Raw genomic sequence first — 25,415 nt, 5'->3', positions numbered from 1 at the left:
CTCGGTCTCCCCGGCGGAGCCGGGGGACGGATCGCCAGCCGCGATGGCATTCAATCACTTACCAGCAGCCATGCACGACGCCTTGGGACCATTGTCCGTCACGCCAGTGACACACTCGGTGCCGATGGCCAAGAAACACCGCCCCAGTCGACCACCCGGGAACAGGGACTCCGGCCCCCCTCCCGCCATGGTCCTCGACCGACTCGCCGCAGCGGCGGGCCGGTCCGCGCGCATCACTCATACGGAGCACTTGCCCCCGCGTGCGGGAACCCATGCCATCTGGCCCGATCGCATCCGGCCGGAAGTGATCGCCGCGATCCGGGCAGCCGGAATCGATCACCCCTGGGTGCACCAGGCCGTGGCCGCCGAGCACGCCCTGGACGGCCAATCCGTGGTCATCGCCACCGGCACGGCGTCCGGAAAGTCGCTCGCCTATCTGGCCCCGGTGCTCACCACCCTGCTCGACGGCTCCGAGGCCCCGAACGGCCGAGGCGCCACCACGCTGTATCTCGCCCCCACGAAGGCTCTGGCCGCCGACCAGAGGCGCGCCGTGAAGGAACTCGCCGCGCCCCTCGGGAACGCCATCAGACCCGCGGTGTACGACGGCGACACCCCCGTCGAGGAACGCGAATGGGTGCGCCAGTACGCCAACCACGTCCTGACCAATCCCGACATGCTGCACCGCGGGATACTCCCGTCCCACCCCCGCTGGTCCTCCTTCCTGCGTGCCCTGCGCTACGTCGTCATCGACGAGTGCCACACCTACCGGGGCGTCTTCGGCTCCCACGTCGCCCAGGTCGTACGGCGGCTGCGCCGCGTGTGCGCCCGCTACGGAGCGGATCCGGTCTTCCTGCTCGCCTCGGCCACGGCCGCCGAACCGGCTGTCGCGGCGCGCCGCCTCACCGGGCTCCCCGTCCAGGAGGTCGCCGACGACTCCTCGCCCCGTGGAGAGATGGTCTTCGCCCTGTGGGAGCCGCCGCTGACCGAACTGCACGGCGAAAAGGGGGCACCCGTACGCCGTACCGCCATCGCCGAAACCGCCGACCTCCTCACCGACCTGACCGTCCAGGGCGTCCGCTCCGTCGCCTTCGTACGCTCCCGCCGCGGTGCCGAACTGATCTCCGTCATCGCCAAGGAGCGCCTCGCCGAGGTGGACCACTCCCTCCCCGGCCGGATCGCTGCCTACCGAGGGGGCTATCTCCCCGAGGAACGCCGGGCCCTGGAACGCGCTCTGCACTCCGGCCGGCTCCTCGGCCTGGCCACCACCACCGCCCTGGAACTCGGCATCGACATCTCCGGGCTCGACGCCGTCGTCATGGCCGGGTACCCGGGCACCAGGGCGTCGCTGTGGCAGCAGGCGGGCCGCGCCGGACGCTCCGGTCAAGGCGCCCTGGCCGTCCTGGTGGCCCGTGACGACCCCCTGGACACCTTCCTCGTGCACCACCCCGAGGCGCTGTTCCAGCAGCCCGTGGAGTCGACGGTGCTCGATCCGGACAACCCGTACGTCCTCGCCCCACACCTGTGCGCCGCGGCTGCGGAGCTCCCGCTGACCGAACCGGACCTGGAACTCTTCGGCCCGGCAACAGCCGACCTGCTCCCGCAACTGGAGGCGGCCAAACTGTTGCGCAAACGGGCGTCGGGCTGGCACTGGACCCGCCGCGAGCGCGCCGCCGACCTCACCGACATCCGAGGAGAGGGAGGCCGTCCCGTCCAGGTCGTCGAGGAGGGCACCGGCCGACTGCTGGGCACAGTCGACGAAGCCGCCGCACACACCTCCGTGCACGAAGGTGCCGTCCACCTCCACCAGGGCCGCACCTATCTGGTGCGAAAACTGGACCTGGAGGACTCGGTGGCCCTGGTCGAGGAAGCGACACCGCCGTACTCGACGACCGCCCGCGACACCACCGCCATCACCGTCCTGGAGACCGACACCGAGGTCCCCTGGGGGGACGGTCGACTGTGCTATGGCTCCGTGGAGGTCACCAACCAGGTCGTCTCCTTCCTCCGTCGCAAACTGATCACCGGCGAGGTCCTCGGCGAGACCAAGCTCGATCTGCCGCCCCGTACCCTGCGCACACGCGCGGTGTGGTGGACGGTCACGCAGGACCAACTCGACGCCGCACGCGTCAACCCGGAGATCCTGGGTGGCGCCCTGCACGCCGCGGAGCACGCCTCCATCGGGATGCTGCCGTTGTTCGCCACGTGCGACCGATGGGACATCGGTGGTGTGTCCGTGCCACTCCACCCGGACACTTTGCTGCCCACGGTCTTCGTGTACGACGGGCATCCAGGGGGTGCCGGCTTCGCCGAACGTGCCTTCCACACCGCCCGGTCCTGGCTGACCGCGACCCGCGAGGCCATCGCGTCCTGTGAATGCGAAGCGGGCTGCCCGTCCTGCATCCAGTCCCCCAAGTGCGGCAACGGCAACGATCCGCTGCACAAGCGAGGTGCCGTACGCCTTCTCGGCGAACTCCTCCGATCCGCCCCGTCGGTTCCGAAGGAGCCGGAGAAGCCGGAGAAGCCGGAGAAGCCGGGACCGGCGGAGACGGTCGTAGCGGACGCGGCAGAAGCAGAGGCTAGGGCCCCGGAGAGGCCGTCCGAGGGCCGGAAGAAGCCACCGGAGGACCGGCCCGAGCCCTGACCGTCGGCTCGTACGGCCCGAGGCTCACGCGGGCCGTGACGTCGGCGATCTCCCCACGCACCACGCACCGCACCACCACGGCCCCCTGCGCCGCGGCCACCTTCTCGGCCGTGCCGCACGCCTGCTCCGGCCCGCTCAGAGCCCGGTCGGCCGCCGCCAGGGCCGCGAGGTCCGCCGCCCCACCTGCCCGGTGTCTGGCGACCACCACCTGCCCGAGCGCCAACACGACGCCGAAGACCACGCACAGCGTTGCTGTCGTCATCGCCACCCACACCGTCGCCAAACCCGTATCGCGACGCGCCCGGCCCGGTAACCGAGCCCGCCCACGGACCCACCGCCCATGGCCCCGGCCCAGGACCCGAGCCCATCCGTGTTCTCGGGCCAGGTCCGAGGCACGAGCGAGGCGCGAAATCGGGGCTCGGCATCGGCATCGGGGTGCCTCACTCAGCGCAGTCACGGCGTCACCCCCACCGCGTCCTCGGCCAGCGCCGTCGCCTCCGCATGCAGCGTCAGCGCCAGCGGGCCGAGGCCGGGTGTCGGTGCCGCCACCCTCACACGCCACAGCTCGCCGACCCGCTCCGTCGCGACATCGGCTCCGCCGGGAGCCGCCGAACGGGCAACCTCCAGAACCTGCGCTTCCGGTTCCGAGCGTGCCGCCGCCCTCGCCCCGGCTCTGGCCGCGTCCACACATCGGATCTGGGCAGAGGCAGCCATCAGCGCCCAGACCAGCGACAGGGCGAACACCACCAGCACCGGAACGGCCATGGCCGCCTCCGCCGTCACCGCGCCCCTGTCCCTCGTGCCACCGCCGTTTCTAGAACTTCGCATCGAGCGCGTCCTTCAGCAACGACTGCAACGCGGACATGACCGGCTGGCTGGTGACCACCTTGTAGAGCACCGCCGCGAACGCGCAGGCCGCGATCGTTCCCACCGCATATTCGGATGTCGTCATTCCGTCGTCGGAACGGACTCGGCGCGACATTCGCCGCACCCAGTCACCGATTCGCTGTGCCATTTCAACCCCCGTGTAAATATGTGATTCGCGCTGATTGGATAGTTACGTGCACGAACAGGGAGTCGCTGATCTTTTTCCCTGCCGAATCCGAGCCCATAGGCCGTATCTCCGTACCGGGCCCTGTAAGCCCTGCCAGCTCCGTCAGCTCTGCTGACTCCGCTGATCCTGCTGGCCCTGCTGGCCCTGCTGGTCCTGTCAGCCGGTGTGCAGCAGGGCGGTTCCCAGACCGATCACCACCGGCGCCACCCCGACGGCCAGGAAGGCGGGAAGAAAACAGAGCCCCACCGGCGCGGTGATCAACACACCTGCTCGCTGGGCACGCGCCGCGGCAGCGCTTGCCCGCTCGGCCCGCAATGCCTCGGCAAACCGCGCCACCGGCTCTGCCGCCGGAGCCCCGGTCGATCCCGCCCGTTCCAGGCAGCGGGACAGTGCGTGCGCGCCGGCTATCTCGCCGAACCTCCCCCAGGCCGCCGCAGGTTCACCGCCGAGCCGGATCTCCACCGCCGTCCGCGCCAGTTGCGCGCCAACCGGTCCGCCCAGCGACTCACCCACCGCCTCCGCCGCCTCCCACGGCCCGGCACCGGCGGAGATGCAGGCAGCCAGGAGATCTGCAGCCAGAGGGAGTTGCCGCACCATCTCCGCAGTCCTGACAGCGTCCGGCCTCGGTTCACGGACTTCGCGTTTCCGTTGCCAACGCCGGATTCCGTACGCTCCTCCCAGACCGGCCGCACATCCCGGCAGACCGCCGATCAGTACCGCGCCCAGGGCCGCGACGCCCACCGGTGCGATCCAGTTCTTCACCCGGACATCGGGCAGTGTCCTTCCGCGTCGGCGCTTCTCCTTGCCGATCGCGAACAGCGCCGCGCCTCGGCGCCGCTCCGCACACATCCGTCGCCGCTCCACCAGGGCAAGGCCCAGAAGGACGAGGCTCAGAAAGACCGGACTCAGGCACATGGTCACATCCATGGCGGCCCACACCCCGGTCGCCCCGTGGGCGGCCGCGCGGGTGATCCCGTTCATACCGCCTCCCCGGCCCGAACGATCCGCCCGGCCCAGCAGAGGCCCGCCGTCTCCAGCACCCCGCCCACCACCAGACAGGCCAGCCCGGCCGGAGTGTGGAACAGCACCTGCAGTGGTTCGGCCCCGAGCGCCGCCCCCAGCCCCAACCCCAGTACCGGCAGCAAAGCCAACACGGTCACCGTCGACCAAGCGCCGGCCAGTTGGGCCCGCAGCTCCTCCCGTCTGCGTCGTTCCGCCCTCAGCGCGCCCTCCAGCCGGTCCAGCCCCGCCGCAAGCCCAGCGCCTCCGTCCACAGCCACCCGCCAGCACGCCGCCACTCCGGCGAGCCCGTCCAGGCCCGGCACCCGAGACGCCTGTCGGAGCGCCTCCGGCACGTCCCCGCCGAACCGGGCCGCAGCGGACACGCCCGCCTTCTCCGCCGCCCGCATCGCTTCTGTCCCGCGCACCGCGAGAAGCAACGCCCGCCCCGGCTCGCGACCTGCCCTCAGCTCACCCACCACCGCGCCGCACAACGTCACCACGCTGTCGGCCCCGATCTCCCGCACCCGCCTCGAAGCACGTCGTCGCAGCCACCGCCGCACCAGTGGAACCGCCACCACCCCCGCTGGCAGAGGAAGCACGGACCGGCCCAGAACGGCAACGGCCAGCGCCACCGGGAGGCACAACCACTCCGGCTTTTCCCGCATCCCCTTGCGAAGCCACCCGCCCATTCGCTCCCGGCACAGACTCAGCGAAGAGGGCACCGCACCGTCGACGAACATCCCCCGTGCTCTGTGCCGCCCCCGGCTGCGCACCACCACCGATCGAACGGCGATCACGGAGCAGAGGAGCACTCCGCAGATGGTGCCCAGCACCGGCCCCGGCATCGCGGCTCCATTCACAGCGCGCCCCCGATCAGTGACCGCAGCCGTCCCCAACCCCGCTCCGGAACAAATCCGTCGGCGTCCCAGCGCAGCGCCGGCACGGTCACCACCAGCCCGGCCGCGTCCCGGTCCAGGACCTGCACCTCGGAGATTCGCCGCTGCCCGGCGCTGTCCCGTACGAGGTGAACCACTGCCGACAATGCAGCCGCCAACTGACTGTGCAGCGCCGCTCTGTCCAGCCCCGCCGCCGTTCCCAGCGCCTCAAGACGGGCCGGGACGTGCTCGGCGGCATTGGCGTGAACCGTTCCGCAACCGCCTTCATGTCCGGTGTTCAGCGCCGCCAGCAGTTCCGTGACCTCTGCACCCCGCACCTCTCCGACCACCAGTCGATCGGGCCGCATGCGCAGTGCCTGCCGCACCAGATCGCGGAGGGACACCCGTCCCGCCCCTTCCTGATTGGCAGGTCGGGTTTCCAGACGCACCACATGCGGGTGATCCGGCCTCAGCTCCGCCGAATCCTCGGCGAGCACGATGCGTTCCCGCGGTCCCACCGCGCCCAGCAGACTCGACAGGAGGGTCGTCTTCCCGGCCCCGGTCCCCCCGCTGATCACATACGAGACCCGGGCCTCCACCAGTGCTCTCAGCAACCGGTCGCCGCCCGGCGGCACGGTCCCCGCCGCAACCAACTCCGTCAGCGAGAAAGCCCTGGGACGCACCACCCGAAGTGACAGACACGTCGACCCGACGGACACCGGCGGCAGCACCGCGTGCATGCGGGTTCCGTCCGGCAAGCGCGCGTCCACCCAGGGCCGGGCGTCGTCCAGCCGCCTTCCCGCCACGGCCGCCAACCGCTGCGCCAGTCTGCGCACCGCTGCCGCGTCCGGAAAGGTCACCCCGGTGAGTTCGAGCCCTCCTCCTCGGTCCACCCACACCCGGTCGGGAGCGGACACCAGCACATCCGTCACCGCCGGGTCGGCGAGCAGCGGCTCCAGCACCCCGGTGCCGACAAGTTCACCGCGCAACTCATCAGTCACGACCAGTACTTCGGCGTCGCCGAGCAACCGCCCCTGAGCCCTCAGCGCGGCTGCCACCCCGGCCGGGGTCGGCGCCGCACCACTCCGCGCCAACTGTTGTCGGACGGCGTCGAGCAGTGTCTCGGTCATGCCGCACCCCCGATGCCGCGCCCGGTCACATCCCGCGAGGTCGCCGCCCGTTCCCAGAACGCCGCGCAGAACCTGGCCAACGGGCCACGCGCACTCCCTCCGGGAGGGGCTCCGTCCTGCTGGCCCTGCAGCAGCCCTGTGTCGAAGGGAAGTTCACCGGCGAGCGGCAGCCGCAGTGCCTGTGCCACCCACCGCGCGTCGAGACCCGCCGCGTACGGACCGCGGGCCACCACGCGCAGGTCGTCCAGAAGCATCCCGGCCGTCGAGGCCACCCGCTTCGCCGCCGCCACCGCGCGAAGCTCCCCGGGAACCACCAGCAGTCCCAGGTCCAGCTGGGCGAGCACCTCTGCCGCGGCATCGTCGACCCGTCGCGGCAGATCGACGACCACCACCCCACCGAGTCGCCGCGCGGCGGCCAACACCGCCCGCATCGCCTCCGGGGGGATGGTCACACAGTCGTCACGGCCCCAGCTGAGCACTCGTAGCCCGTGCAACGCGGGGAGTGACTCCTCCAGCGCACAGCCACCGACCCGCCCTTTGGAATGGGCAAAATCAGGCCACCTCAAACCTTCGACGCGTTCGCCGCCGAGCAGCACATCGATGCCGCCCCCGAGCGGGTCGCCGTCGATCAGCACGGCCCGTCGCCCCGCACCGGCAGCGGTCACCGCCAAGGCGCAGGCCAGTGTGGACGCTCCGGATCCGCCCCGTCCGCCGATCACCCCGACGGTGAGCGCCGGCTCGCCGACGCCTTCCACCGCGTTGGCGATCTGGTCGACGAGCCAGCCCTCCGAATCGGGCAGCCTCAGCACATATTCGGCTCCGATCTCCACGGCACGGCGCCAGACATCCGGGGCGTCCTGCTCCCGCCCGACGAGCATCACTCCGCGCCTGCGCACCGCCCCACGGCACCTCCGTGCGGCATCGTCGCCCACGAGGATCATCGGAGCCCGCTCCCAGCTTCCCCGATGCTCCGGCAGCGAATGATGAACTTCCGGTTCTGCTCCTGCGGCCGCGCACAGCCGCAGGAGATCGTCGAGGAGTTCCACGTCCTCGGTCACGATCAGTGGACCGCCCTGTCGTGCTCCGGCGGCCGGCAGACGATCCCGCGCGTTGGATTCAGCCACGATCTCCGCCCCCTTTCACTACACGTTCCTCGCGGTTCGCAACGATCTCGGAACGTTCCGGGATCAGCGATTCCGCAACCCGCGGACTTCACGGCTGGAATCACCGTGCGGCACTTCCGGAAAGCGTGTGGATCTTGCTCAAAAACTGTGGACGACCGTGCCGCTGTGAATAACTCCGTCACCCATACCGGCGACTTCCGGAGAGCAGCGCTTCCGTTACTCACGGTGACGAGTCAGGATGATGACCGGCGGGACGGCAGTCGGCCGATGCGAGCGAGTGGAGGCGGAATGCCTGGTTCCGAACAGAGGAAATGTGTCCGGACATGCGACGACCCCCGCCGGGGGGGAGAGCGGGGGTCGTCCCCACGGCCGACTCGGGGGGGGGGAGGAGCCGGACCGGGTTAGCACGGTCGCGAACGATCCGTGACTTCCATGGTGTACCCGAGAGCCTTCTCAGGCAAACCCACGCGCCGGAGTTTACGCCGAATGGTGGGCCCCTATGCTCTGCCATGTGGAAAACCGCTTCTTGCCGCGCACGGCAGCCTTCTTCGACCTGGACAAGACGGTCATTGCGAAGTCTTCGACACTGACCTTCAGCAAGTCCTTCTACCATGGCGGGCTGATCAACCGCCGCGCCGTACTGCGCACCGCGTACGCACAGTTCGTGTTCCTTGCCGGAGGTGCAGATCACGACCAGATGGAACGGATGCGGGAATATCTCTCCGCCCTATGCAAGGGCTGGAACGTCCGGCAAGTGAAGGAAATCGTCGCAGAGACCCTGCATGACCTGATCGACCCGATCATCTACGACGAGGCGGCAACGCTCATCGAGGAACACCACACCGCCGGACGCGACGTGGTGATCGTCTCCACATCGGGCGCCGAGGTCGTCGAACCGATCGGCGAACTGCTCGGCGCAGACCGAGTCGTCGCCACTCGCATGGTCGTGGGCGAAGACGGCTGCTTCACCGGCGAGGTGGAGTATTACGCCTACGGACCGACGAAGGCCGAAGCGATCAAGTCGCTCGCGGTGTCGGAAGGCTACGACCTCTCGCGCTGCTACGCCTACAGCGACTCCGTGACCGATGTGCCGATGCTTGAATCGGTCGGACACCCCCACGCGGTGAATCCGGACCGCGCCCTCAGGCGCGAAGCAACCCTTCGCGAATGGCCGATTCTCGTCTTTGACCGTCCGGTCCGCCTCAAACAACGACTTCCCACGTTCTCCATGCCACCGCGTCCGGCGCTGGTGGCGGCCGCCGCAGTAGGGGCAGCCGCCGTCGCGGCAGGTCTGGTCTGGTACACCTCACGCCGCCGCACCGTCACCACCCCCGCCTGACTGCGGGCCGGGCGGCGCCCTCACACTTTTCCACCGCGCCGCCCGACCCGCCGCAGCCAGTCCGCAATGCGTGGCGAACATCCGAACAGCCGGACCGAGAGCCTGCCCCTCTCACGCTTCAATCGGCAATTTTCGCCGATTGAAGCGATATGACCAACTCGCTCTTAATTGAACCTAAAAGTAAAGATGTGCAGCCGCCACTACCGCTCAACCGGGCTCTGGAGTACAAAGGACTCAACGGCCCGCGAGACCAAGGACATCCGAAAGGATTACCTGTAACACGCAGAAGGCCCCACGGACCGAGCATGAAAACCGAGCACCCACGCGACGTCGACCCGTCGATTACGGGCCAGCCGCACCAGGGAACGGGCGAAGCACCCGACCTGATGGGCATATATCGAGGACGCATGGTAACTGGGTAGACATGCCAGCGGCGGTACCGAGGTCGGTACCGCCGCAACCCATTTCAGGTGCAAACCGTTTGCCGGGCAGCGCAGCGCCACACGCCGAAGCCGGGCGGCGAATCACAGCCGGGTAGTGACGCGGTCACCTCGGGCTCGGCAGAGCACGACGACCACACATCACCTCGTCACGTTGCCCGACACTCCGACGCCCGATACCTCGACGCCCCGGCCCTCGACACATCACGCAGCGCCGCGCTGAAGCGCCTCGCAGACCGCAGTGGATTCCCTGACGCCCAGCTCCACGGACCGCCCGCAATGCGCGATCCAAGCCGTCATCCCGTCCGGCGCACCCGACAGATACCCTTCGAACGCCGCAAGGTACGCCGCCCGCCCCTGCTCGGCGTGCCCGACCTCGGCGGGACAGATCGACTTGGGGTCGAGCCCACTCCCGATCAGCACGATCCGTTCTGCGGTCCGGGCGACGAGGCCGTTGTGCGAGCAGAAAGGACGCAGGGCCAGCAGTTCGCCGTGCACCACCGCCGCCACCACCAGCGCGGGCGCGGCAGTACCGGCAAGGATCAGTCCGGAAAGCCCGTCCAGCCGTCCGGCCACCTCGTCGGCACCGGGCAGCGGCGCTTCGATCAGCGGCTCGTCAACGCGCTCACCCGCCAGACGCGGCCGACCGACGGAGCCTTCCGGCTCCGCACCCCCGGCCGCGACGAGATGCAACCTGGCAAGCACCCGCACCGGCGACTGCCTCCAGATGGAGAGGAGTTGCCCCGCCTCGGCGGTAAGCCTCAGGGCCGCTCCCAGCACCTGCGCCTCCTCGTCACCGCTGAAATCGCTGCGTCGACGCACTTCCTCCAGACTCCAGTCAGCACCGGACAGCGCCGCCGAACCGCGGGCACCCCGCAGCGCCGCTTCCGCGGTGACCTCGTTACTGCGACGTCGCATGATGCGGTGGCCGTAGACCCGGTCCACGGCCTTGCGCACGGAGTCCACCGCCTCGGCGACTCCCGGCAGAGTGCCCAGGGCTGCGAGCGGATCGGGACCAGTCGTACTCATAAGTAGCGAGGCTACGCGCCCACTCCGCCAATACCACCCAGGAGTGGTGTTCTTCACGAAGCGTGAACGCATACCGCAATCATGGCACTACCCTAGGTGAACATGAAGATCGCTTTCGTGGGCAAGGGCGGCAGCGGCAAGACCACGCTGTCCTCGCTCTTCATCCGCCACCTCGCAGCCAATGAAGCCCATGTCGTCGCGGTGGACGCCGACATCAACCAGCATCTCGGGGCAGCACTCGGCCTCGACGACCGTGAGGCCGCAGCCCTGCCTGCCATGGGGGCCCAGCTCTCCCTGATCAAGGACTATCTGCGTGGCAGTAATCCCCGCATCGCCTCCGCCGAGACAATGATCAAGACAACACCGCCCGGCGAGGGATCACGGCTGCTGCGGATCCGTGAGGACAACCCCGTCTACGACGCTTGCGCCCGCACGATCGACCTCGACGACGGGCGGATCCGGTTGATGGCCACCGGGCCGTTCACCGAGTCGGACCTGGGGGTGGCCTGCTACCACTCAAAGGTCGGCGCGGTCGAGCTGTGTCTCAACCATCTCGTCGACGGGAACGACGATTATGTCGTCGTTGACATGACAGCCGGTTCCGACTCGTTCGCCTCGGGGATGTTCACTCGTTTCGACATGACGTTCCTGGTTGCCGAGCCGACCCGCAAGGGCGTCTCGGTCTACCGCCAGTACAAGGAGTACGCCCGGGACTACGGGGTCGCGCTGAAGGTCGTCGGCAACAAGGTGCAGGGCAAGGACGACCTGGACTTCCTGCGGGCCGAAGTGGGTGATGACCTGCTGGTCAGTGTCGGCCACTCCGATTGGGTCCGGGCCATGGAAAAGGGCCGGCCGGACCGCTTCGAGCAGTTGGAGGCGGACAACCGGATGGCTTTGCAGGCACTGCAGGACGCCGCGGATGACTCGTACGAGCAGCGCGACTGGGAGCGATACACCCGGCAGATGGTGCACTTCCATCTGAAGAACGCGGAGAGCTGGGGCAACGAGAAGACGGGTGCCGACCTGGCAGCTCAGGTCGATCCCGCCTTCGTACTCGATGAACGGTACGCGCGGGACAGTGCGGTGCAGCCCGCCTGACCGAACGACGCCCCGGCCGGGAAGAGCCCACGGCCCGCGGGAAGTGGCTGTGCCGAAGCGCCGGACTGTCTCCGGGGCGGACCGCTTCCCGGCCCACCCCGCTCCCTCTTCCCGGCTGCCCGCCCGCCTCACGCGCTCCGCCCGGCTGCCCGCCGCCTCGGCTCCCGGTGCGGCGCAGGCGTTCGCACCGCGCCTTTCCTCGGCTTCACCTGCCCGGCGAGAAAATCCGACCAGCCTTTGGCCGGGCCCGACCGACGTCCAGCGTACCGAGCCTGGTCAGAGTCGCGGGGTCCTGTGCGTCCAGCCAGTCCGCCAGTGGGCAGAAGGAGACACAGCGGACGTCTTCTTTCGTGCACACCGCCGCGATGGTCTGCTCGACGGCACGCATGCACGTACCGCCGTTCCAGGACTCGAAGTGGTTGCCGATGACCAGTGGGGCACGGTTGCCTTCGTAGGCGCGGTCGAACGCCTGAAGCAGGCCGTCGCGCATCTGGTTCCCCCAGTATTCGTGCAGGCTCGGATCACCCTGCGTCGTACCTGACTGGTTGAACATGAAGTTGTCATCCATGGACAGGGTCTCGAACCCCCGCCCCGGCACAGACACAAGCTGCATCGAGAGGTCCCAGACACCGTCCTTCCTCTTCGGCCAGACCTGATTGTTGACCCCACTGGAGTCGTAGCGGAAGCCCATCGCTCGCGCTGCCGCCACCATGTTCCCCCTTCTCTCCAGACAAGGAGTACGGCCACCGACGAGCTCCCTGTCGTAGTCGAAGGGGAGCGGCTTCTCCTTGTTGAGGGCGGGGTCGTTGGTCTTCCAGTTCTTCACAGAGGACTTGGCCTGATCGATCTCGCTCCTCCACTGATCGACGGTCCAGGTACCGACGCCACCGTCCGATCCACAGAAGCGACCGTTGAAATGGGTACCGATCTCACTTCCGTCCGCCCAGGCGCCTCGCACCTGGGTGATGGTGTCGCGGATGCCCTCGGTGTCGTTGAACCCGATGTCGGAGCTGCCGATGTTGTGCCGTGGCGGGTCGTAGAGCATCCGCTTGCTCTCCGGGAACATGTACACACCACTGAGGAAATACGTCATGCTCGCGCGGTATTTCCTGCCCACCTCACGGAAGCGCGAGAAGGGCTTCTGGCTGTCCTCACCGGCGCCGTCCCATGAGAGCACCACGAATTGGGGCGGTTCCGGCCTTCGCTGAGGCTCTTGGCCACAGGCCGCATCGGCTGGCTGCGGGTGAAGGCTGTGGCGCCGGCCCCGATGAGGCGGAACGCGCTTCCGGACCCGGTTCTCGGAAAGTTCTTCTTCACTGCGGGCCCGGGCCTCTCGGCACGTGGTCCGGCCGCACCGGTCACGCCGTGCGACCGGGCGGAGCAGCCGACCGGGCCCGCAGCCGGCGCGATGGACATGCCGCACGAGGCCGACCGCCCGGCAACGCTCCCACCCCCGCTCCTCCCCTCCCTGATCCCCCTCTCCGCAGCTCCTCTTCCCGTGCTTCTGCCCCTCCGTGCACGGACCGTCGTGGCAGCCGGCATTCACCCCGCCTCCCTTCGTATTCACTTTGCGCAGAATGTGCAGTTTTGGAGCTAATGCGAGCGCACGCCAGCGGAGCCGACAGTGGCACGAAAGGCCACATGAAAAACTGCTTATTCACCTGAATGAGTGAATGAATAGGTCATTTGACCCCAAGCATGGACATCGATATTTACTCTCCATTACGATCTATTTACTAAGAGTTGGTAAATCCCGCCGCCGCACGCCGTGATTCACGGCCGCTTCTCTCACGTTTCGCGCCCACGCCTTCCGGAGGAGACGGGAAAACATGTCTGCCTGTGTACCCACACGCCATAAACGCGCGTCCCGCAGCTCGCGCCCACCCCGTGCCCTGGGGGTCAAGCGACCGCACAGCCCGCCGCGGCCATCGCCACCACGTGGTCCTCGATTCCGTGTCACGAGCGCCGATCTCTCCGCGTCGATCACGGTCTTCCTGCTCGCCGTCCCCATGTCGCTCGGCCTGGCCGTCGCCATGGACGCCCCGCTGACAGCCGGACTCCTCTCCGCCGCGATCGGCGGCATCGTCGCCGGACTGCTCGGCGGCACCCCCCTCCAGGTCAGCGGGCCGTCCGCCGGACTGACCGTCGTCACAGCCGAGTTGATCCAGATCTACGGCTGGCGCACCACCTGCGCCATCACCATCGGCGCCGGATTGCTGCAGATCGTGCTGGGCTCAATCCGGGCGGCACGCAGCGCTCTCGCGGTCAGCCCTGCCATCGTGCACGGCACACTCGCCGGCATCGGCGTGGCCATCGCACTCGCCCAGCTTCACATCGTGCTCGGCGGCTCGCCCCAGAGCTCGGCGGTATCCAACTTCGCCGCGCTGCCGGAGCAGTTGGGGAAGGTGGCTCCTTCCGCGCCATTGATCGGTGTGCTGACCATCTCCATCCTGATCCTGTGGCCGCGGGCTCCCGGCCGGATCGGCCGGGCAGTACGACGCGTTCCGGCCGCCCTTGTCGCAGTGGTGACCGCAACGGGAGTGGCTGCGGTCGCGGCGCCCGGAATCGCTCGCGTCGACCTGCCGTCCTGGCGCGCGCACGCGCTTCCGGAGCTGCCTCACGGGCCAGTCCTCGCACTTTCCACCGCCGTGTTCACAGTGATGCTGGTAGCCAGCCTTGAATCGCTGCTCGCTGCGGTCGCCGTGGACAAACTGACCGCCGACCGTGTCGGCGGACGGGCCGTCGCCAGGAACAGGTCAGTAGACAAATCGCCGTCGGGCACCTCTCCCACGCCTGCGACGCATACCGCCTCGGACCGGAGCTCACTTTCCGGCGCGGGCACGGGCTCCGCTCCGGCCACACATGTCAGACCGGGCCACGACTCCTCGTTCCCTGACCCCTCTTCTGCTTCCTCAGACGCACCGGGCTCACCGGGCTCACCGGGCTCACCGGGCTCACCGGGCTCACCGGGCTCACCGGGCTCACCGGGCTCACCGGGCTCACCGGGCATGGTGGACACAACAAAGACCTCGACGTTGCCAACCGTGTCCGACCATCCCAGCGGCCCGACCGAACCCACCTCACCGACTTCACCCGCTCCGCCTGTCGGGCGTTCCGACCTCGACCGTGAGCTGCGTGCGCAGGGCATCGCCAACACTCTGTCCGGTTTGGTGGGCGGTCTGGCGGTGTCCGGCGGAGCGGTGCGGAGTTCGGCGAATGTCAGGGCGGGAGCGACCGGCCGCGCCTCCACCGTGCTGCACGGGGTCTGGGTGATTGTCGCCACCGTTCTGCTGGTCACCGTCCTGGAACAGATTCCGTTGGCCGCGCTCGCCGCACTGGTCATGATGGTCGGTATCCAAATGGTGAGCTTCGCCCACATCCGTAACGTCCACAGGCACCGGGAATTCCTTGTGTACGGCGCGACGATCACCGGTGTCGTCGTCCTCGGCGTCCTCAAAGGGGTGGCGATCGGCATCGCCGTAGCAGTGGTCGTCGCCCTTCACCGTCTGGCTCGTACCAGAATCAGTGTCACCGATCGGGGTGGACAACATCTTGTGGTCGTGCGGGGCCAGTTGACGTTTCTCGCAGTACCTCGGCTCAGCCGGATCCTCGGCCGATTGCCACAGGACGGGGATGCGGTCGTCGAACTGGACGGCTTCTTCATGGACCACGCGGCCTACGAGACGATCCAGGACTGGAGCATTGCCCAGACTGCCCACGGCGGCAGTGTCGTTTTCACCGGCAGGTCCGGGGGACGGATCGCGGAGCCCGCCGCAGCGGCGCATTCCTGCTGCCGGCCCTGGACCCCGTGGCGCAACCATCAGTGCCACGACCGGTCCGACCCGCTATTCGCCCCCCACCACGACCTCGACGCCTCCCTGAACAGCGCCCGCACCAACGTCAGCCGCTCCCCCGAGCCCGAACCCGAACCCAACCCCGGCCCCGGCCCTGGCCCCGGCGTTGTCGGCCCCGGAACGAACGAAGTTCGCGGCACGGGTTCCGGCACCGTGTGCGGCCCTGTTCCTGCTCCCGTCCCAGGTTCTGGCTCCGGTTTTCTCTCCGTCGCCGACTCCGCCCCCACCGGCCTCGGACCGAGCGCTACCGCCTCACCAGAAATCCACGGCACCTCGACCCGGGGCCCGGATCGGGCCCACTCCTTCGCCGCCGCCCCGCGCCCGACGAGCACCAGGCACCTGATCAGTGGGCTCAGTTCGTTCCAGCGCAACACTGCCCCGCTGGTGCGTGAGGAACTGGCCCGGCTGGCCAGAGAGGGTCAGCGGCCCTCCCAGCTCTTCATCACCTGCGCCGATTCGCGTCTGGTCACCAGCATGATCACGGCAAGCGGACCGGGTGATCTGTTCACTGTCCGGAACATCGGCAATCTGGTCCCACCGCCGGACGCCGAACCGGCGGACAATTCTGTGGGGGCCGCCGTCGAATACGCGATGAACGTGCTGGGGGTGGGGTCCATCACGGTCTGCGGACACTCCGGCTGTGGTGCGATGGACGCGCTGATCGAAGGCCGCCCGGCCCCGGACACCCCGCACACTGCCCTGTGGCGGTGGCTGAGACACGGGCTGCCGAGCCTGGAACGCATGGATTCCCGCCGTCATTCGTGGGCTCGGATTTCCGGCCGACTGCCGGTGGACGCCGTGGAACAGCTCTGCCTCACCAACGTCGTCCAGCAGCTGGAACATCTACGTGCCCACGAAGCGGTGGCTCGACGGCTCGCCGAAGGCACACTCCACTTGCACGGGATGTACTTTCACGTGGGCGAAGCGCAGGCATATCTGCTGGCCGAGGGTGCGAGCACCGGCCTGGCCCTCGACGAGGTCTTCGACAGGGTGGACCCCGGCGACCCGAGCGGCCCCGGCGACCCCAGCGGCCCCAGCGGCCCGGGAAACTCCAGTGCTTCCGGTCCCGATGCCTCACCGGGTGAGACAGATACCTCATCCGACCCGGACGATCGGGAACGCGCCGACGCCTGAACCGGAAACCCACCGGCATCTGAACCGGACGGGCTCCCGACCCGTGGAAATTCCGTAGGACCGTGTGGCCCCGCCTCTCACGGCACCACCCCTACCACCTCAAGTGGTGTCGCATCGTGTCACTCCGCACCGTGCCGCACGGCGCGGCGCAGCATGTGGGAGGCGGGCCCGTGTCTCCATACACCGAAACACAGGTCTAAACCAATTCCCGGCAGACTCTTGTCACCTGGCCCCTGGCCTGATGAGCTATGCGCGGGACACAACGGACACCCTGGGAATGGGAGATGTCGTGAGCAACGAAAGCCTGGCCAATCTGCTTCGTGAGGAGAGGCGGTTTGCACCGCCTGCCGATCTGGCAGCGAACGCCAACGTCAAGGCGGAGGCGTACGAGCAGGCCGAGGCTGACCGGCTGGGCTTCTGGGCCGAGCAGGCCCGCCGCCTGACCTGGGCCACGGAGCCGACCGAAACGCTCGATTGGAGCAACCCGCCCTTCGCCAAATGGTTCGCGGACGGCAAGCTCAATGTCGCGTACAACTGCGTGGACCGCCACGTCGAGGCCGGCCATGGCGACCGGGTCGCCATCCATTTCGAAGGTGAGCCGGGCGACAGCCGTGCCATCACCTACGCCGACCTGAAGGACGAGGTCTCCCGGGCCGCGAACGCCCTCATCGAGCTCGGTGTCGGCAAGGGCGACCGGGTCGCCGTCTACCTCCCGATGATCCCCGAGGCCGCCATCGCGATGCTGGCCTGTGCCCGCATCGGCGCCGCGCACTCGGTGGTGTTCGGCGGCTTCTCCGCCGACGCCATCGCCGCCCGCATCCAGGACGCGGACGCCAAGGTCGTGATCACCGCCGACGGCGGCTACCGCCGCGGCAAGCCGTCCGCGCTCAAGCCCGCCGTGGACGAAGCCGTCTCCCGCATCGACGGCGTCGAGCACGTGCTCGTGGTACGCCGCACCGGCCAGGACACCGCGTGGACCGAGGGCCGTGACGTCTGGTGGCACGAGATCACCGGTCGGCAGTCCGCCGAGCACACTCCCGAGGCGTTCGAGGCGGAGCAGCCGCTCTTCATCCTCTACACCTCTGGTACGACGGGTAAGCCGAAGGGCATCCTGCACACCTCCGGCGGTTACCTCACCCAGGCGGCGTACACCCACCACGCGGTCTTCGACCTCAAGCCGGAGACCGACGTCTTCTGGTGCACCGCCGACATCGGCTGGGTGACCGGGCACTCCTACATCGTCTACGGCCCGCTGGCCAACGGCGCGACGCAGGTCATGTACGAGGGCACGCCCGACACCCCGCACCAGGGGCGCTTCTGGGAGATCGTGCAGAAGTACGGCGTCACGATCCTCTACACCGCGCCGACCGCGATCCGAACGTTCATGAAGTGGGGCGACGACATCCCCGCCAAGTTCGACCTGAGCAGTCTTCGGGTCCTCGGATCGGTCGGTGAGCCGATCAATCCCGAGGCGTGGATGTGGTACCGCAAGCACATCGGTGCGGACAAGTGCCCGATCGTCGACACCTGGTGGCAGACCGAGACGGGCGCGATGATGATCGCGCCGCTGCCGGGCGTCACGGAGACCAAGCCGGGGAGCGCCCAGCGCGCCCTGCCCGGTATCTCCGCCACGGTGGTCGACGACGAGGCCCGCGAGGTCCCGAACGGCGGGGGTGGCTACCTCGTCCTGACCGAGCCGTGGCCGTCGATGCTCCGTACCATCTGGGGCGACGATCAGCGCTTCATCGACACCTACTGGTCTCGTTTCGAAGGCAAGTACTTCGCCGGCGACGGTGCGAAGAAGGACGAGGACGGCGACATCTGGCTGCTCGGCCGGGTCGACGACGTGATGCTCGTGTCCGGGCACAACATCTCGACCACAGAGGTGGAGTCCGCGCTCGTGTCGCACCCGTCGGTCGCCGAGGCCGCCGTGGTCGGCGCCGCCGACGAGACGACCGGCCAGGCCATCGTCGCGTTCGTGATACTGCGAGGATCGGCCAGCGCCTCCGACGCACTGGTCGCGGAACTGCGCAACCACGTCGGCGCCACGCTCGGCCCGATCGCCAAGCCGAAGCGGGTTCTTCCGGTCGCCGAACTGCCGAAAACCCGATCCGGCAAGATCATGCGGCGTCTGCTGCGTGACGTCGCCGAGAACCGCGAGCTCGGCGACGTCACGACGCTCACCGATTCGTCGGTGATGGACCTCATCCAGACCCAGCTGCCGTCGTCCTCGTCCTCCGAGGACTGAACACGTCGTCCCCTGAGGGCTGAGCAGATCGCTCCGCCCCGGGCGTTCGTTCCTTCGGCACCCCGGCGCAGGAGGACGGACATACGGCCAGCAGCGATCTGAGGGGCATCCGGCGACGCGCCGGGTGCCCCTCAGGCGTTTACGGTGGTGATCACCGGATTGAGCCGGGCATACCCGGGGTACAGTGTCAGGCGCGTCAAGAAAACAACAAAGCTCCACTGGGTGTGCCGGGAAGTCTGGTCGGCGAGTGCATCAGCCATGCCGTCGCCGCAGCACCGACCCGGAGGTCCCCACCCGTGGACGCCCCCACCCGCACGCCCTCTTCCCGCCGTACCTTCCTGGGAAGGCTGCCCCTTCCCGAGCGGAACTACCTCGCGGACGCCCTGCGCACCGAGACCGTCGGCGGAGTCATTCTGCTGGTCGCGGCGATAGCGGCCCTGCTGTGGGCGAACACCTTCGGTTCCAGTTACGACGCCGTCAGTGATCTGCACTTCGGCCCCGGTTTCCTGGGGCTCAATCTCTCCGTCGAACACTGGGCGGCGGACGGGCTTCTCGCGATCTTCTTCTTCGTCGCGGGTGTCGAACTCAAACGGGAACTCGTCGCGGGGGAACTCCGCGACCCCAGGGCCGCAGCCCTCCCGGTCGTCGCCGCGCTGTGCGGAATGGCGGTTCCAGCCGTCGTCTACACGCTGGTGGCCGTGACCGGTGGCGGTTCCACCGACGGCTGGGCCGTACCCACCGCAACCGATATCGCCTTCGCGCTCGCCGTCCTCGCGGTCATCGGCACCTCGCTGCCGAACGCGCTGCGCGCCTTCCTGCTGACACTCGCCGTCGTCGACGACCTCTTCGCGATCCTGATCATCGCGGTCTTCTTCACCGAGGAGATCAACTTCATCGCGCTGATCGGAGCCTTCATCGGCCTCACCGTGTTCTACCTGCTGCTGCGCCTCGATGTGCGCGGCTGGTACATCTACGTTCCGCTCGCCATGGTCATCTGGGGCTTGATGTACAACAGCGGCATCCACGCCACCATCGCCGGTGTCGCCATGGGCCTGATGCTGCGCTGCACGCGCCGGGACGGTGAGACGCAGTCCCCCGGCGAGCACATCGAGCATCTGATCCGCCCCCTCTCGGCCGGTGTCGCGGTACCGCTGTTCGCTCTCTTCTCCGCCGGAGTGTCGCTCTCCGGCGGGGCGCTGGCGCACGTCTTCACCCGGCCCGAAACACTCGGTGTCGTCCTGGGTCTCGTCGTCGGCAAGACGGTCGGCATCTTCGGCGGTACATGGCTGGCCACCCGCTTCACCAAGGCGGAACTGAACAAGGACCTGGCCTGGGCGGATGTCTTCGCGGTCGCCTCGCTCGCCGGAATCGGCTTCACCGTCTCGCTGCTCATCGGCGAACTGGCCTTCGTCGGTGACAAGGACACAATCAACGAGATCAAGGCCGCCGTCCTGATCGGCTCGCTGACAGCCGCCCTGGTCTCCGGGGTACTGCTCAAACTTCGGGTACGCAAGTACCGAATGCTGCACGAGGCGGAGGAACTGGACGAGGACGAGGACGGCGTGCCCGACATCTACGAGCAGGACGACCCGGAGTACCACCTGCGGATGGCCGCGATCCACGAGAAAAAGGCGGCCGAGCACCGTCGTCTTGCCCAACTGGCGGGGGCAGCGAGCAGCAAGCCGGACAGTCCGGCATGATCTGACACCAGATGTGTTGAGCAGGAGAGCAGGAGAGGGAGTCAGGGATGAGCGACCCCGGCAACAACGCGGACAACGCCGACCGCAGTCTCGGACAGCTGGTAGCCGCGGCGACGGCCGAGATGTCCGCACTGGTGCACGACGAGATCGCCCTGGCCAAGGCCGAGGTGCGCCAGGACGTCAAGCGCGGCGTCACCGGCAGCGTGGTGATCATCGTCGCGGGCGTGCTGTTCCTGTTCGCGATCCCGGTGCTGAGCTTCGCGGCGGCATACGGAATCCACAACCTGGGGCTTGGGCTGGCCTGGTCGTTCCTGATCGTCGGCGGCGCCTTCATCATCCTCGGAGTACTGCTCGCGCTGTTCGCCATCGCCAAGTTCAAGAAGGTGAAACCGCCGGAGAAGTCCATCGCCTCGGCGAAGCAGACGGCGGCCGTGCTGCAGGGCGTCAAGCCGCATCCGCGCCCCGCCATCACAGCGGGGACAGGCCGTCCGGCCACCGGCGGCAGCACATTGGCGGACAGGGCGCTGGAGCAGTCTCCGGTGCAGGACAACGCGTCGGCTGTGGCACGCTCGTCGACATGACGGTCTCCGATTCCAACGCATCCGACCCGGTAAGTCCGGATGACCCGGCGAACCGAGCAGGACGGGCAGGTCCTGGCGGTCGGACGGCTCGGGGCATCCGGACGGGTCAGGCGGGACCGGACGGCCGGGAACCCCAGGACGGTTCTGCGGGCTCGGACGGTTCCGCGAGCGCCTCGACTCCTACGAGCGCCTCGGCTCCTGCGAGCCCGTCCGGACCATCCGGCACGTCCGGAACCTCAGGCACGTACAGGTCAGGCTCCGGCGAGACGTTCAGCCCACCTCACCCGTCCAGCCCTGCGCCCCCGCCCGCCCCGTCCGGCTCACATGGCTCAGACGTTTCGCCCGGCTCACCCGGTGCACACGCCACGCCCGGCTCCATCGGTGCGAGCGGGCCCGTACGCCTGGACGGACCTTGGACCCACCGGGACGTGGCGGCCAATGGTGCGCGCTTCCACATCGCCGAGCTCGGCGAAGGGCCACTCGTACTGCTGTTGCACGGCTTCCCCCAGTTCTGGTGGACCTGGCGCCATCAGCTCACCGCGCTGGCCGATGCCGGGTTCCGCGCCGTGGCGATGGATCTGCGGGGTGTCGGCGGCAGCGACCGTACACCCAGGGGTTATGACCCGGCCAACCTGGCACTCGACGTCACCGGCGTCATCCGCTCGCTCGGTGAACCCGATGCCGCCCTCGTCGGTCATGACCTGGGCGGCTACCTCGCCTGGACGGCTGCCGTGATGCGGCCGAAGCTGGTGCGCCGGCTCGTGGTCTCCTCGATGCCGCATCCCCGCCGTTGGCGCTCCTCGATGCTCTCCGACTTCGCCCAGACCCGGGCGGGATCCTACGTATGGGGCTTCCAGCGTCCGTGGGTACCGGAACGTCAGCTCGTTGCCGAAGAAGGAGCGTTGGTGGGCCGACTGCTCCACGACTGGGCGGGACCCCGGACGCCGGGCTTCCCCGACGACGCCACGGTCGATATCTATCGGCGTGCGATGTGCATCCCGTCGACCGCACACTGCTCGATCGAGCCGTACCGCTGGATGGTGCGCTCCCTCGCCCGTCCGGACGGAATCCAGTTCAACCGGCGGATGAAACTGCCGGTGCGCGTCCCCACCCTGCACCTGCACGGGTCGCTCGATCCGGCTGTCCGCACCCGGAGCGCGGCGGGTTCGGGCGAGTACGTCGAGGCACCGTACCGTTGGCGACTTTTCGATGGTCTGGGGCACTTCCCGCATGAGGAGGACCCGATCGGCTTCTCGGCCGAACTCATCAGCTGGCTCAAGGATCCCGAGCCCGACCGGTAGCCCACGGGTGCAGTTGTCCGGCGAATGGCCAATTGCCCGGCGCATAGGCCAATTGGCTGACGGATGGGCGGTTACCGACCATGTGGCACGGGCAGACGTCGAGGTATGGGCTGGACGCACGACTTCGGTGACGCAGCACGCAACCGTCGCTCGACCGCCACGGCAGGTCCGAGCAATCACGAGGGGGGCGGCCCCCAGGGCCGGGTGTACGACATGCATGTTCTGCACGATCCCCAGCTGGGCATTCCGCGTATTCTGCGCCGCAGAGCCCGTTGGGTCTCGGCGCGGCTGCGCCATCCGCGCGGCTGACAGCCGCGCCGGTCGGCTGACAACTGCTCCGGTCGACAGGGAACTTCACCGGCCGAACCAGGAACCTGTGGCGCGTCGAGCCTGTGGCGCGTCGTCCCTGTGGCGCGTCTCGTCCCTGCCATGACGGGCGTGAGCGGGGATGGCCGGTCGGGGCGTGTGGTCGGTAAGGGCCTGTATTCGCCCGGCACGTATGTACGGTCACCGTCGCGGCGGGCGGAGCGCGGTCGGCCGCGCCGACGACCGGCAACGGACGAGGACGCTGTATCCCTCGATCGAGCGAAGCCGAGAGCGCGGTGAAGCAGGCGTCGCCGCACCACCGCCGGAGATTACGGGGCCGTCCTCACAGAGCGCACCCCTGGCTGTCGACCTGCTGATTGGCTGCGAGGCCGTGCGCGATGTCCTGGCGGATCTCGTCTGCCGTCAGCGCATAGCCGGTGTCGGGGTCGTCGAGCGACTTCGCGAACACGACTCCGTACACCCTTCCGTCGGGGGTCAGCAGCGGTCCGCCCGAGTTCCCCTGCCGGACGGTCGCGTACAGCGAGTACACATCGCGCTGGACGGTGCCCCGACGGTAGATGTCCGGGCCCTTGGCGTCGATGCGGCCCCGGACGCGCGCGGCCCGCACGTCGTACGAGCCGTTCTCCGGGAAGCCCGCGACGATGGCGCTGTTCCCGGTCCGGGCGTCGTGGTCGGTGTCGGTGAACTTCAACGGCTTCGCGTCGAGGTCCGGCACATCGAGTACGGCGATGTCACGCCGCCAGTCGTAGAGCACGACCTTCGCGTCGTACAGCCGCCCCTGGCCACCGATCTGAACGGTCGGCTCCTCCACACCGCCGACGACGTGGGCGTTCGTCATCACACGTCGGTCGGCGAACACGAAGCCGGTTCCTTCGAGGACCTTGCCGCAACTCGGGGCCGTGCCCACGACCTTCACGATGGACTGTTTGGCGCGGGCCGCGACGGGGCTGCCCATCAGCGCCGGATCCGGAGCCTGAACCTCCGTGATCGGCTCGTTGGCGAAGGGGCTGAAGACCTGCGGGAAACCGTTCTGCGCGAGCACCGAGGAGAAGTCGGTGAACCAGGTCGAGGCCTGGACGGGCATCACCCGCGAGATGCCGAGCAGGACCGAGGAGCTTCGGACCTCCTTGCCCAGCGTCGGCAGCGAGGTACCGGCCAGCGCCGAACCGATCAGCCAGGCGACCAGCAGCATCGCGACCACGTTGACCAGCGCGCCCCCGGTGGCGTCGAGGGCGCGCGCCGGTGACCAGGTGATGTACCGGCGAAGCTTGTTCCCGAGATGTGTGGTGAACGCCTGCCCCACCGAGGCACAGACGATCACGATCACGACCGCGACGACCGCCGCCGTTGACGAGACCTCGGAGCCGTCCGTCACCTTGTCCCACAGAATCGGCAGCAGGTAGACGGCGACGAGTCCGCCGCCCAGGAACCCGATCACCGACAGGATGCCGACGACGAACCCCTGTCGATAGCCGATGACCGCGAACCACACGGCGCCGGCCAACAGCAGGATGTCCAGCACGTTCACCGTCTATTGCCTCGCAGATTCGTCACCGGGGGCCCGTTGCCTTCGGCTGGTTCCGGGTGGGCCCGGACAGCGCAGCACGGAGTCAGCCTGTCATGCGCGCCAGTCGAGAGGCACCTGCTTGGCGGAGTCCCACGGACGCTCCCAGCCCGCGAAATGCAGAATCCGGTCGATCACTCCTGCGGTGAAACCCCACACAAGGGCGGATTCGACCATAAACGCCGGACCCAGGTGCCCGCGCGGATGAACCGCCGTCGCCCGATTGGCCGGATCAGTGAGATCCGCCACGGGAACGGTGAAGACTCGCGCGGTCTCACCCGGATCGACGACCCGGACCGGGCTCCGCGACCGCCACCAGCCCAGAACCGGCGTCACGACGAAGCCGCTCACCGGGATGTAGAGCCGCGGCAGCACGCCGAAGACCTGGACACCGCGCGGATCGAGGCCGGTCTCCTCCTTCGCCTCCCGCAGCGCGGCTCTGAGCGGCCCTGTCGTCGCCTGATCGCCGTCCTCCGGGTCCAGGGCCCCACCGGGGAAGGAAGGCTGCCCCGCGTGGGACCGCAGGTTCCCGGCCCTCTCCATGAGAAGCAGTTCGGGTCCACGCTCGCCCTCGCCGAACAGGACGAGCACCGCGGACTGGCGCCCCGCGCCGCTCTCGGGCGGCAGAAATCGGCTGAGCTGGTCGGGCTCGACGGTCTGCGCGGCACGGGCGACCGGGCCGAGCCAGTCGGGCAGGCCCTCGGTCGTGACGGGGACGGTGAAAGCGGCATCCTGGCCCGCCGCCGCGCCCGTGGTGGCCTCGGCGGCGGCAACGGCCGCGGCGGGGCCGGTCACCGCTGGACGGCCCGCCTCGGCTGCCGAGGCGACCTCCGGTGCGGCCGTCTCTCCTCGGGGCCGTTGCCGCGTCGCGTCGTCGCGTTCGTGCGCGCCCTGCGCGTGCGCGCTAGCTTCCCCGGCGGACCACTCACGTGCCGCGGCCTGCTGGTCGGCGCGCTGCGGGTGCGTACTCGGTC

19 protein-coding genes and 1 pseudogene are annotated in these 25,415 nt (G+C 68.7%); 9 read left to right on the top strand and 11 right to left on the bottom strand.

All coding sequences use genetic code 11. The features are described 5' to 3' along the window. Nucleotides 1-43: 43 nt before the first annotated feature. Complete coding sequence (locus ACF1CT_RS23970) at nucleotides 44-2,641, top strand: DEAD/DEAH box helicase (RefSeq protein WP_391785967.1); 2,598 nt, start codon at nucleotides 44-46, stop codon at nucleotides 2,639-2,641. Here ACF1CT_RS23970 and ACF1CT_RS23965 read toward each other — a convergent pair. The 7 genes from ACF1CT_RS23965 to ssd form a co-directional block, all read right to left on the bottom strand. Continuing rightward, nucleotides 2,577-2,903: an Rv3654c family TadE-like protein gene (locus tag ACF1CT_RS23965; RefSeq protein WP_391785966.1), complete on the bottom strand. Its 327-nt coding sequence runs from the start codon at nucleotides 2,901-2,903 to the stop codon at nucleotides 2,577-2,579. The two genes, ACF1CT_RS23970 and ACF1CT_RS23965, sit on opposite strands and share 65 nt — an antisense overlap. Before the next feature lie 191 nt (nucleotides 2,904-3,094). Next, nucleotides 3,095-3,469: a TadE family type IV pilus minor pilin gene (locus tag ACF1CT_RS23960; protein ID WP_391785965.1), complete on the bottom strand. Its 375-nt coding sequence runs from the start codon at nucleotides 3,467-3,469 to the stop codon at nucleotides 3,095-3,097. Then, nucleotides 3,456-3,656, bottom strand: a complete 201-nt coding sequence (locus ACF1CT_RS23955) for a DUF4244 domain-containing protein (RefSeq protein ID WP_391785964.1) — start codon at nucleotides 3,654-3,656, stop codon at nucleotides 3,456-3,458. Before ACF1CT_RS23955 ends, ACF1CT_RS23960 begins: the two co-directional genes overlap by 14 nt. A gap of 195 nt (nucleotides 3,657-3,851) precedes the next feature. After that, a complete protein-coding gene (locus ACF1CT_RS23950) occupies nucleotides 3,852-4,676 on the bottom strand; it encodes a type II secretion system F family protein (RefSeq protein ID WP_391785963.1) in 825 nt (274 codons plus the stop codon). Beyond that, the gene (locus ACF1CT_RS23945) at nucleotides 4,673-5,542 is read right to left on the bottom strand and encodes a type II secretion system F family protein (RefSeq protein ID WP_391785962.1); all 870 of its coding nucleotides are present in this window, start codon (nucleotides 5,540-5,542) and stop codon (nucleotides 4,673-4,675) included. Before ACF1CT_RS23945 ends, ACF1CT_RS23950 begins: the two co-directional genes overlap by 4 nt. 11 nt (nucleotides 5,543-5,553) lie before the next feature. Then, entirely contained in the window at nucleotides 5,554-6,702 is a 1,149-nt protein-coding gene (locus ACF1CT_RS23940) for a TadA family conjugal transfer-associated ATPase (protein ID WP_391785961.1), read from the bottom strand. Further along, a complete protein-coding gene (gene ssd / locus ACF1CT_RS23935; RefSeq protein ID WP_391786071.1) occupies nucleotides 6,699-7,760 on the bottom strand; it encodes a septum site-determining protein Ssd in 1,062 nt (353 codons plus the stop codon). Before ssd ends, ACF1CT_RS23940 begins: the two co-directional genes overlap by 4 nt. Nucleotides 7,761-8,325: 565 nt before the next feature. Here ssd and ACF1CT_RS23930 point away from each other — a divergent pair. After that, the gene (locus ACF1CT_RS23930) at nucleotides 8,326-9,165 is read left to right on the top strand and encodes an HAD family hydrolase (protein ID WP_391785960.1); all 840 of its coding nucleotides are present in this window, start codon (nucleotides 8,326-8,328) and stop codon (nucleotides 9,163-9,165) included. Between the two features lie 644 nt (nucleotides 9,166-9,809). Here ACF1CT_RS23930 and ACF1CT_RS23925 read toward each other — a convergent pair. Then, a complete protein-coding gene (locus ACF1CT_RS23925; RefSeq protein WP_391785959.1) occupies nucleotides 9,810-10,634 on the bottom strand; it encodes an oxidoreductase in 825 nt (274 codons plus the stop codon). Between the two features lie 102 nt (nucleotides 10,635-10,736). On the opposite strand from ACF1CT_RS23925, the gene ACF1CT_RS23920 reads away from it, so the two are divergent. Then, the gene (locus ACF1CT_RS23920) at nucleotides 10,737-11,732 is read left to right on the top strand and encodes an ATP-binding protein (RefSeq protein WP_391785958.1); all 996 of its coding nucleotides are present in this window, start codon (nucleotides 10,737-10,739) and stop codon (nucleotides 11,730-11,732) included. A 128-nt stretch (nucleotides 11,733-11,860) separates the two neighbouring features. Here ACF1CT_RS23920 and ACF1CT_RS23915 read toward each other — a convergent pair. Then, a pseudogene (locus tag ACF1CT_RS23915) lies at nucleotides 11,861-13,148 on the bottom strand (hypothetical protein). Nucleotides 13,149-13,561: 413 nt separating this feature from the next. On the opposite strand from ACF1CT_RS23915, the gene ACF1CT_RS23910 reads away from it, so the two are divergent. The 6 genes from ACF1CT_RS23910 to ACF1CT_RS23885 all read left to right on the top strand — a co-directional run bounded on the left by ACF1CT_RS23910 (nucleotide 13,562) and on the right by ACF1CT_RS23885 (nucleotide 22,859). Then, nucleotides 13,562-16,720 carry a SulP family inorganic anion transporter gene (locus tag ACF1CT_RS23910; RefSeq protein ID WP_391785957.1) on the top strand — a complete coding sequence of 1,053 codons (3,159 nt, stop codon included), beginning with the start codon at nucleotides 13,562-13,564 and terminating at the stop codon, nucleotides 16,718-16,720. A gap of 277 nt (nucleotides 16,721-16,997) precedes the next feature. Then, nucleotides 16,998-18,968: an acetate--CoA ligase gene (acs, locus tag ACF1CT_RS23905; RefSeq protein ID WP_391785956.1), complete on the top strand. Its 1,971-nt coding sequence runs from the start codon at nucleotides 16,998-17,000 to the stop codon at nucleotides 18,966-18,968. A gap of 296 nt (nucleotides 18,969-19,264) precedes the next feature. Beyond that, nucleotides 19,265-20,668, top strand: a complete 1,404-nt coding sequence (nhaA, locus tag ACF1CT_RS23900) for a Na+/H+ antiporter NhaA (RefSeq protein WP_391785955.1) — start codon at nucleotides 19,265-19,267, stop codon at nucleotides 20,666-20,668. A gap of 47 nt (nucleotides 20,669-20,715) precedes the next feature. Then, nucleotides 20,716-21,249, top strand: coding sequence for a phage holin family protein (locus ACF1CT_RS23895; protein ID WP_391785954.1), 534 nt, complete (start codon nucleotides 20,716-20,718; stop codon nucleotides 21,247-21,249). Between the two features lie 377 nt (nucleotides 21,250-21,626). Further along, a complete protein-coding gene (locus ACF1CT_RS23890; RefSeq protein WP_391786070.1) occupies nucleotides 21,627-22,550 on the top strand; it encodes an alpha/beta fold hydrolase in 924 nt (307 codons plus the stop codon). Between the two features lie 105 nt (nucleotides 22,551-22,655). Continuing rightward, complete coding sequence (locus ACF1CT_RS23885) at nucleotides 22,656-22,859, top strand: hypothetical protein (RefSeq protein WP_391785953.1); 204 nt, start codon at nucleotides 22,656-22,658, stop codon at nucleotides 22,857-22,859. 340 nt (nucleotides 22,860-23,199) lie between these two features. Here the strand turns inward: ACF1CT_RS23885 and ACF1CT_RS23880 are convergent, their stop codons facing one another. Beyond that, nucleotides 23,200-24,405, bottom strand: a complete 1,206-nt coding sequence (locus tag ACF1CT_RS23880; protein ID WP_391785952.1) for a MarP family serine protease — start codon at nucleotides 24,403-24,405, stop codon at nucleotides 23,200-23,202. A 90-nt stretch (nucleotides 24,406-24,495) separates the two neighbouring features. After that, nucleotides 24,496-25,236: an NUDIX hydrolase gene (locus ACF1CT_RS23875; protein WP_391786069.1), complete on the bottom strand. Its 741-nt coding sequence runs from the start codon at nucleotides 25,234-25,236 to the stop codon at nucleotides 24,496-24,498. Nucleotides 25,237-25,415: the final 179 nt, after the last annotated feature.

The sequence above is a fragment of the Streptomyces sp. NPDC014734 genome, from assembly GCF_043083325.1.
Classification (GTDB): domain Bacteria; phylum Actinomycetota; class Actinomycetes; order Streptomycetales; family Streptomycetaceae; genus Streptomyces.
This window is presented reverse-complemented; position numbering and strand designations above follow the sequence as displayed.

Excerpts from the sequence above, each read along its gene's own strand:
- ACF1CT_RS23970 (WP_391785967.1), top strand. The coding sequence starts at position 44 with ATGGCATTCAATCACTTACCAGCAGCCATGCACGACGCCTTGGGACCA.
- ACF1CT_RS23965 (WP_391785966.1), bottom strand. The coding sequence starts at position 2,903 with ATGACGACAGCAACGCTGTGCGTGGTCTTCGGCGTCGTGTTGGCGCTC.
- ACF1CT_RS23960 (WP_391785965.1), bottom strand. The coding sequence starts at position 3,469 with ATGCGAAGTTCTAGAAACGGCGGTGGCACGAGGGACAGGGGCGCGGTG.
- ACF1CT_RS23955 (WP_391785964.1), bottom strand. The coding sequence starts at position 3,656 with ATGGCACAGCGAATCGGTGACTGGGTGCGGCGAATGTCGCGCCGAGTC.
- ACF1CT_RS23950 (WP_391785963.1), bottom strand. The coding sequence starts at position 4,676 with ATGAACGGGATCACCCGCGCGGCCGCCCACGGGGCGACCGGGGTGTGG.
- ACF1CT_RS23945 (WP_391785962.1), bottom strand. The coding sequence starts at position 5,542 with ATGCCGGGGCCGGTGCTGGGCACCATCTGCGGAGTGCTCCTCTGCTCC.
- ACF1CT_RS23940 (WP_391785961.1), bottom strand. The coding sequence starts at position 6,702 with ATGACCGAGACACTGCTCGACGCCGTCCGACAACAGTTGGCGCGGAGT.
- ACF1CT_RS23930 (WP_391785960.1), top strand. The coding sequence starts at position 8,326 with ATGCTCTGCCATGTGGAAAACCGCTTCTTGCCGCGCACGGCAGCCTTC.
- ACF1CT_RS23925 (WP_391785959.1), bottom strand. The coding sequence starts at position 10,634 with ATGAGTACGACTGGTCCCGATCCGCTCGCAGCCCTGGGCACTCTGCCG.
- ACF1CT_RS23920 (WP_391785958.1), top strand. The coding sequence starts at position 10,737 with ATGAAGATCGCTTTCGTGGGCAAGGGCGGCAGCGGCAAGACCACGCTG.
- ACF1CT_RS23910 (WP_391785957.1), top strand. The coding sequence starts at position 13,562 with ATGTCTGCCTGTGTACCCACACGCCATAAACGCGCGTCCCGCAGCTCG.
- acs (WP_391785956.1), top strand. The coding sequence starts at position 16,998 with ATGGGAGATGTCGTGAGCAACGAAAGCCTGGCCAATCTGCTTCGTGAG.
- ACF1CT_RS23895 (WP_391785954.1), top strand. The coding sequence starts at position 20,716 with ATGAGCGACCCCGGCAACAACGCGGACAACGCCGACCGCAGTCTCGGA.
- ACF1CT_RS23885 (WP_391785953.1), top strand. The coding sequence starts at position 22,656 with ATGGGCTGGACGCACGACTTCGGTGACGCAGCACGCAACCGTCGCTCG.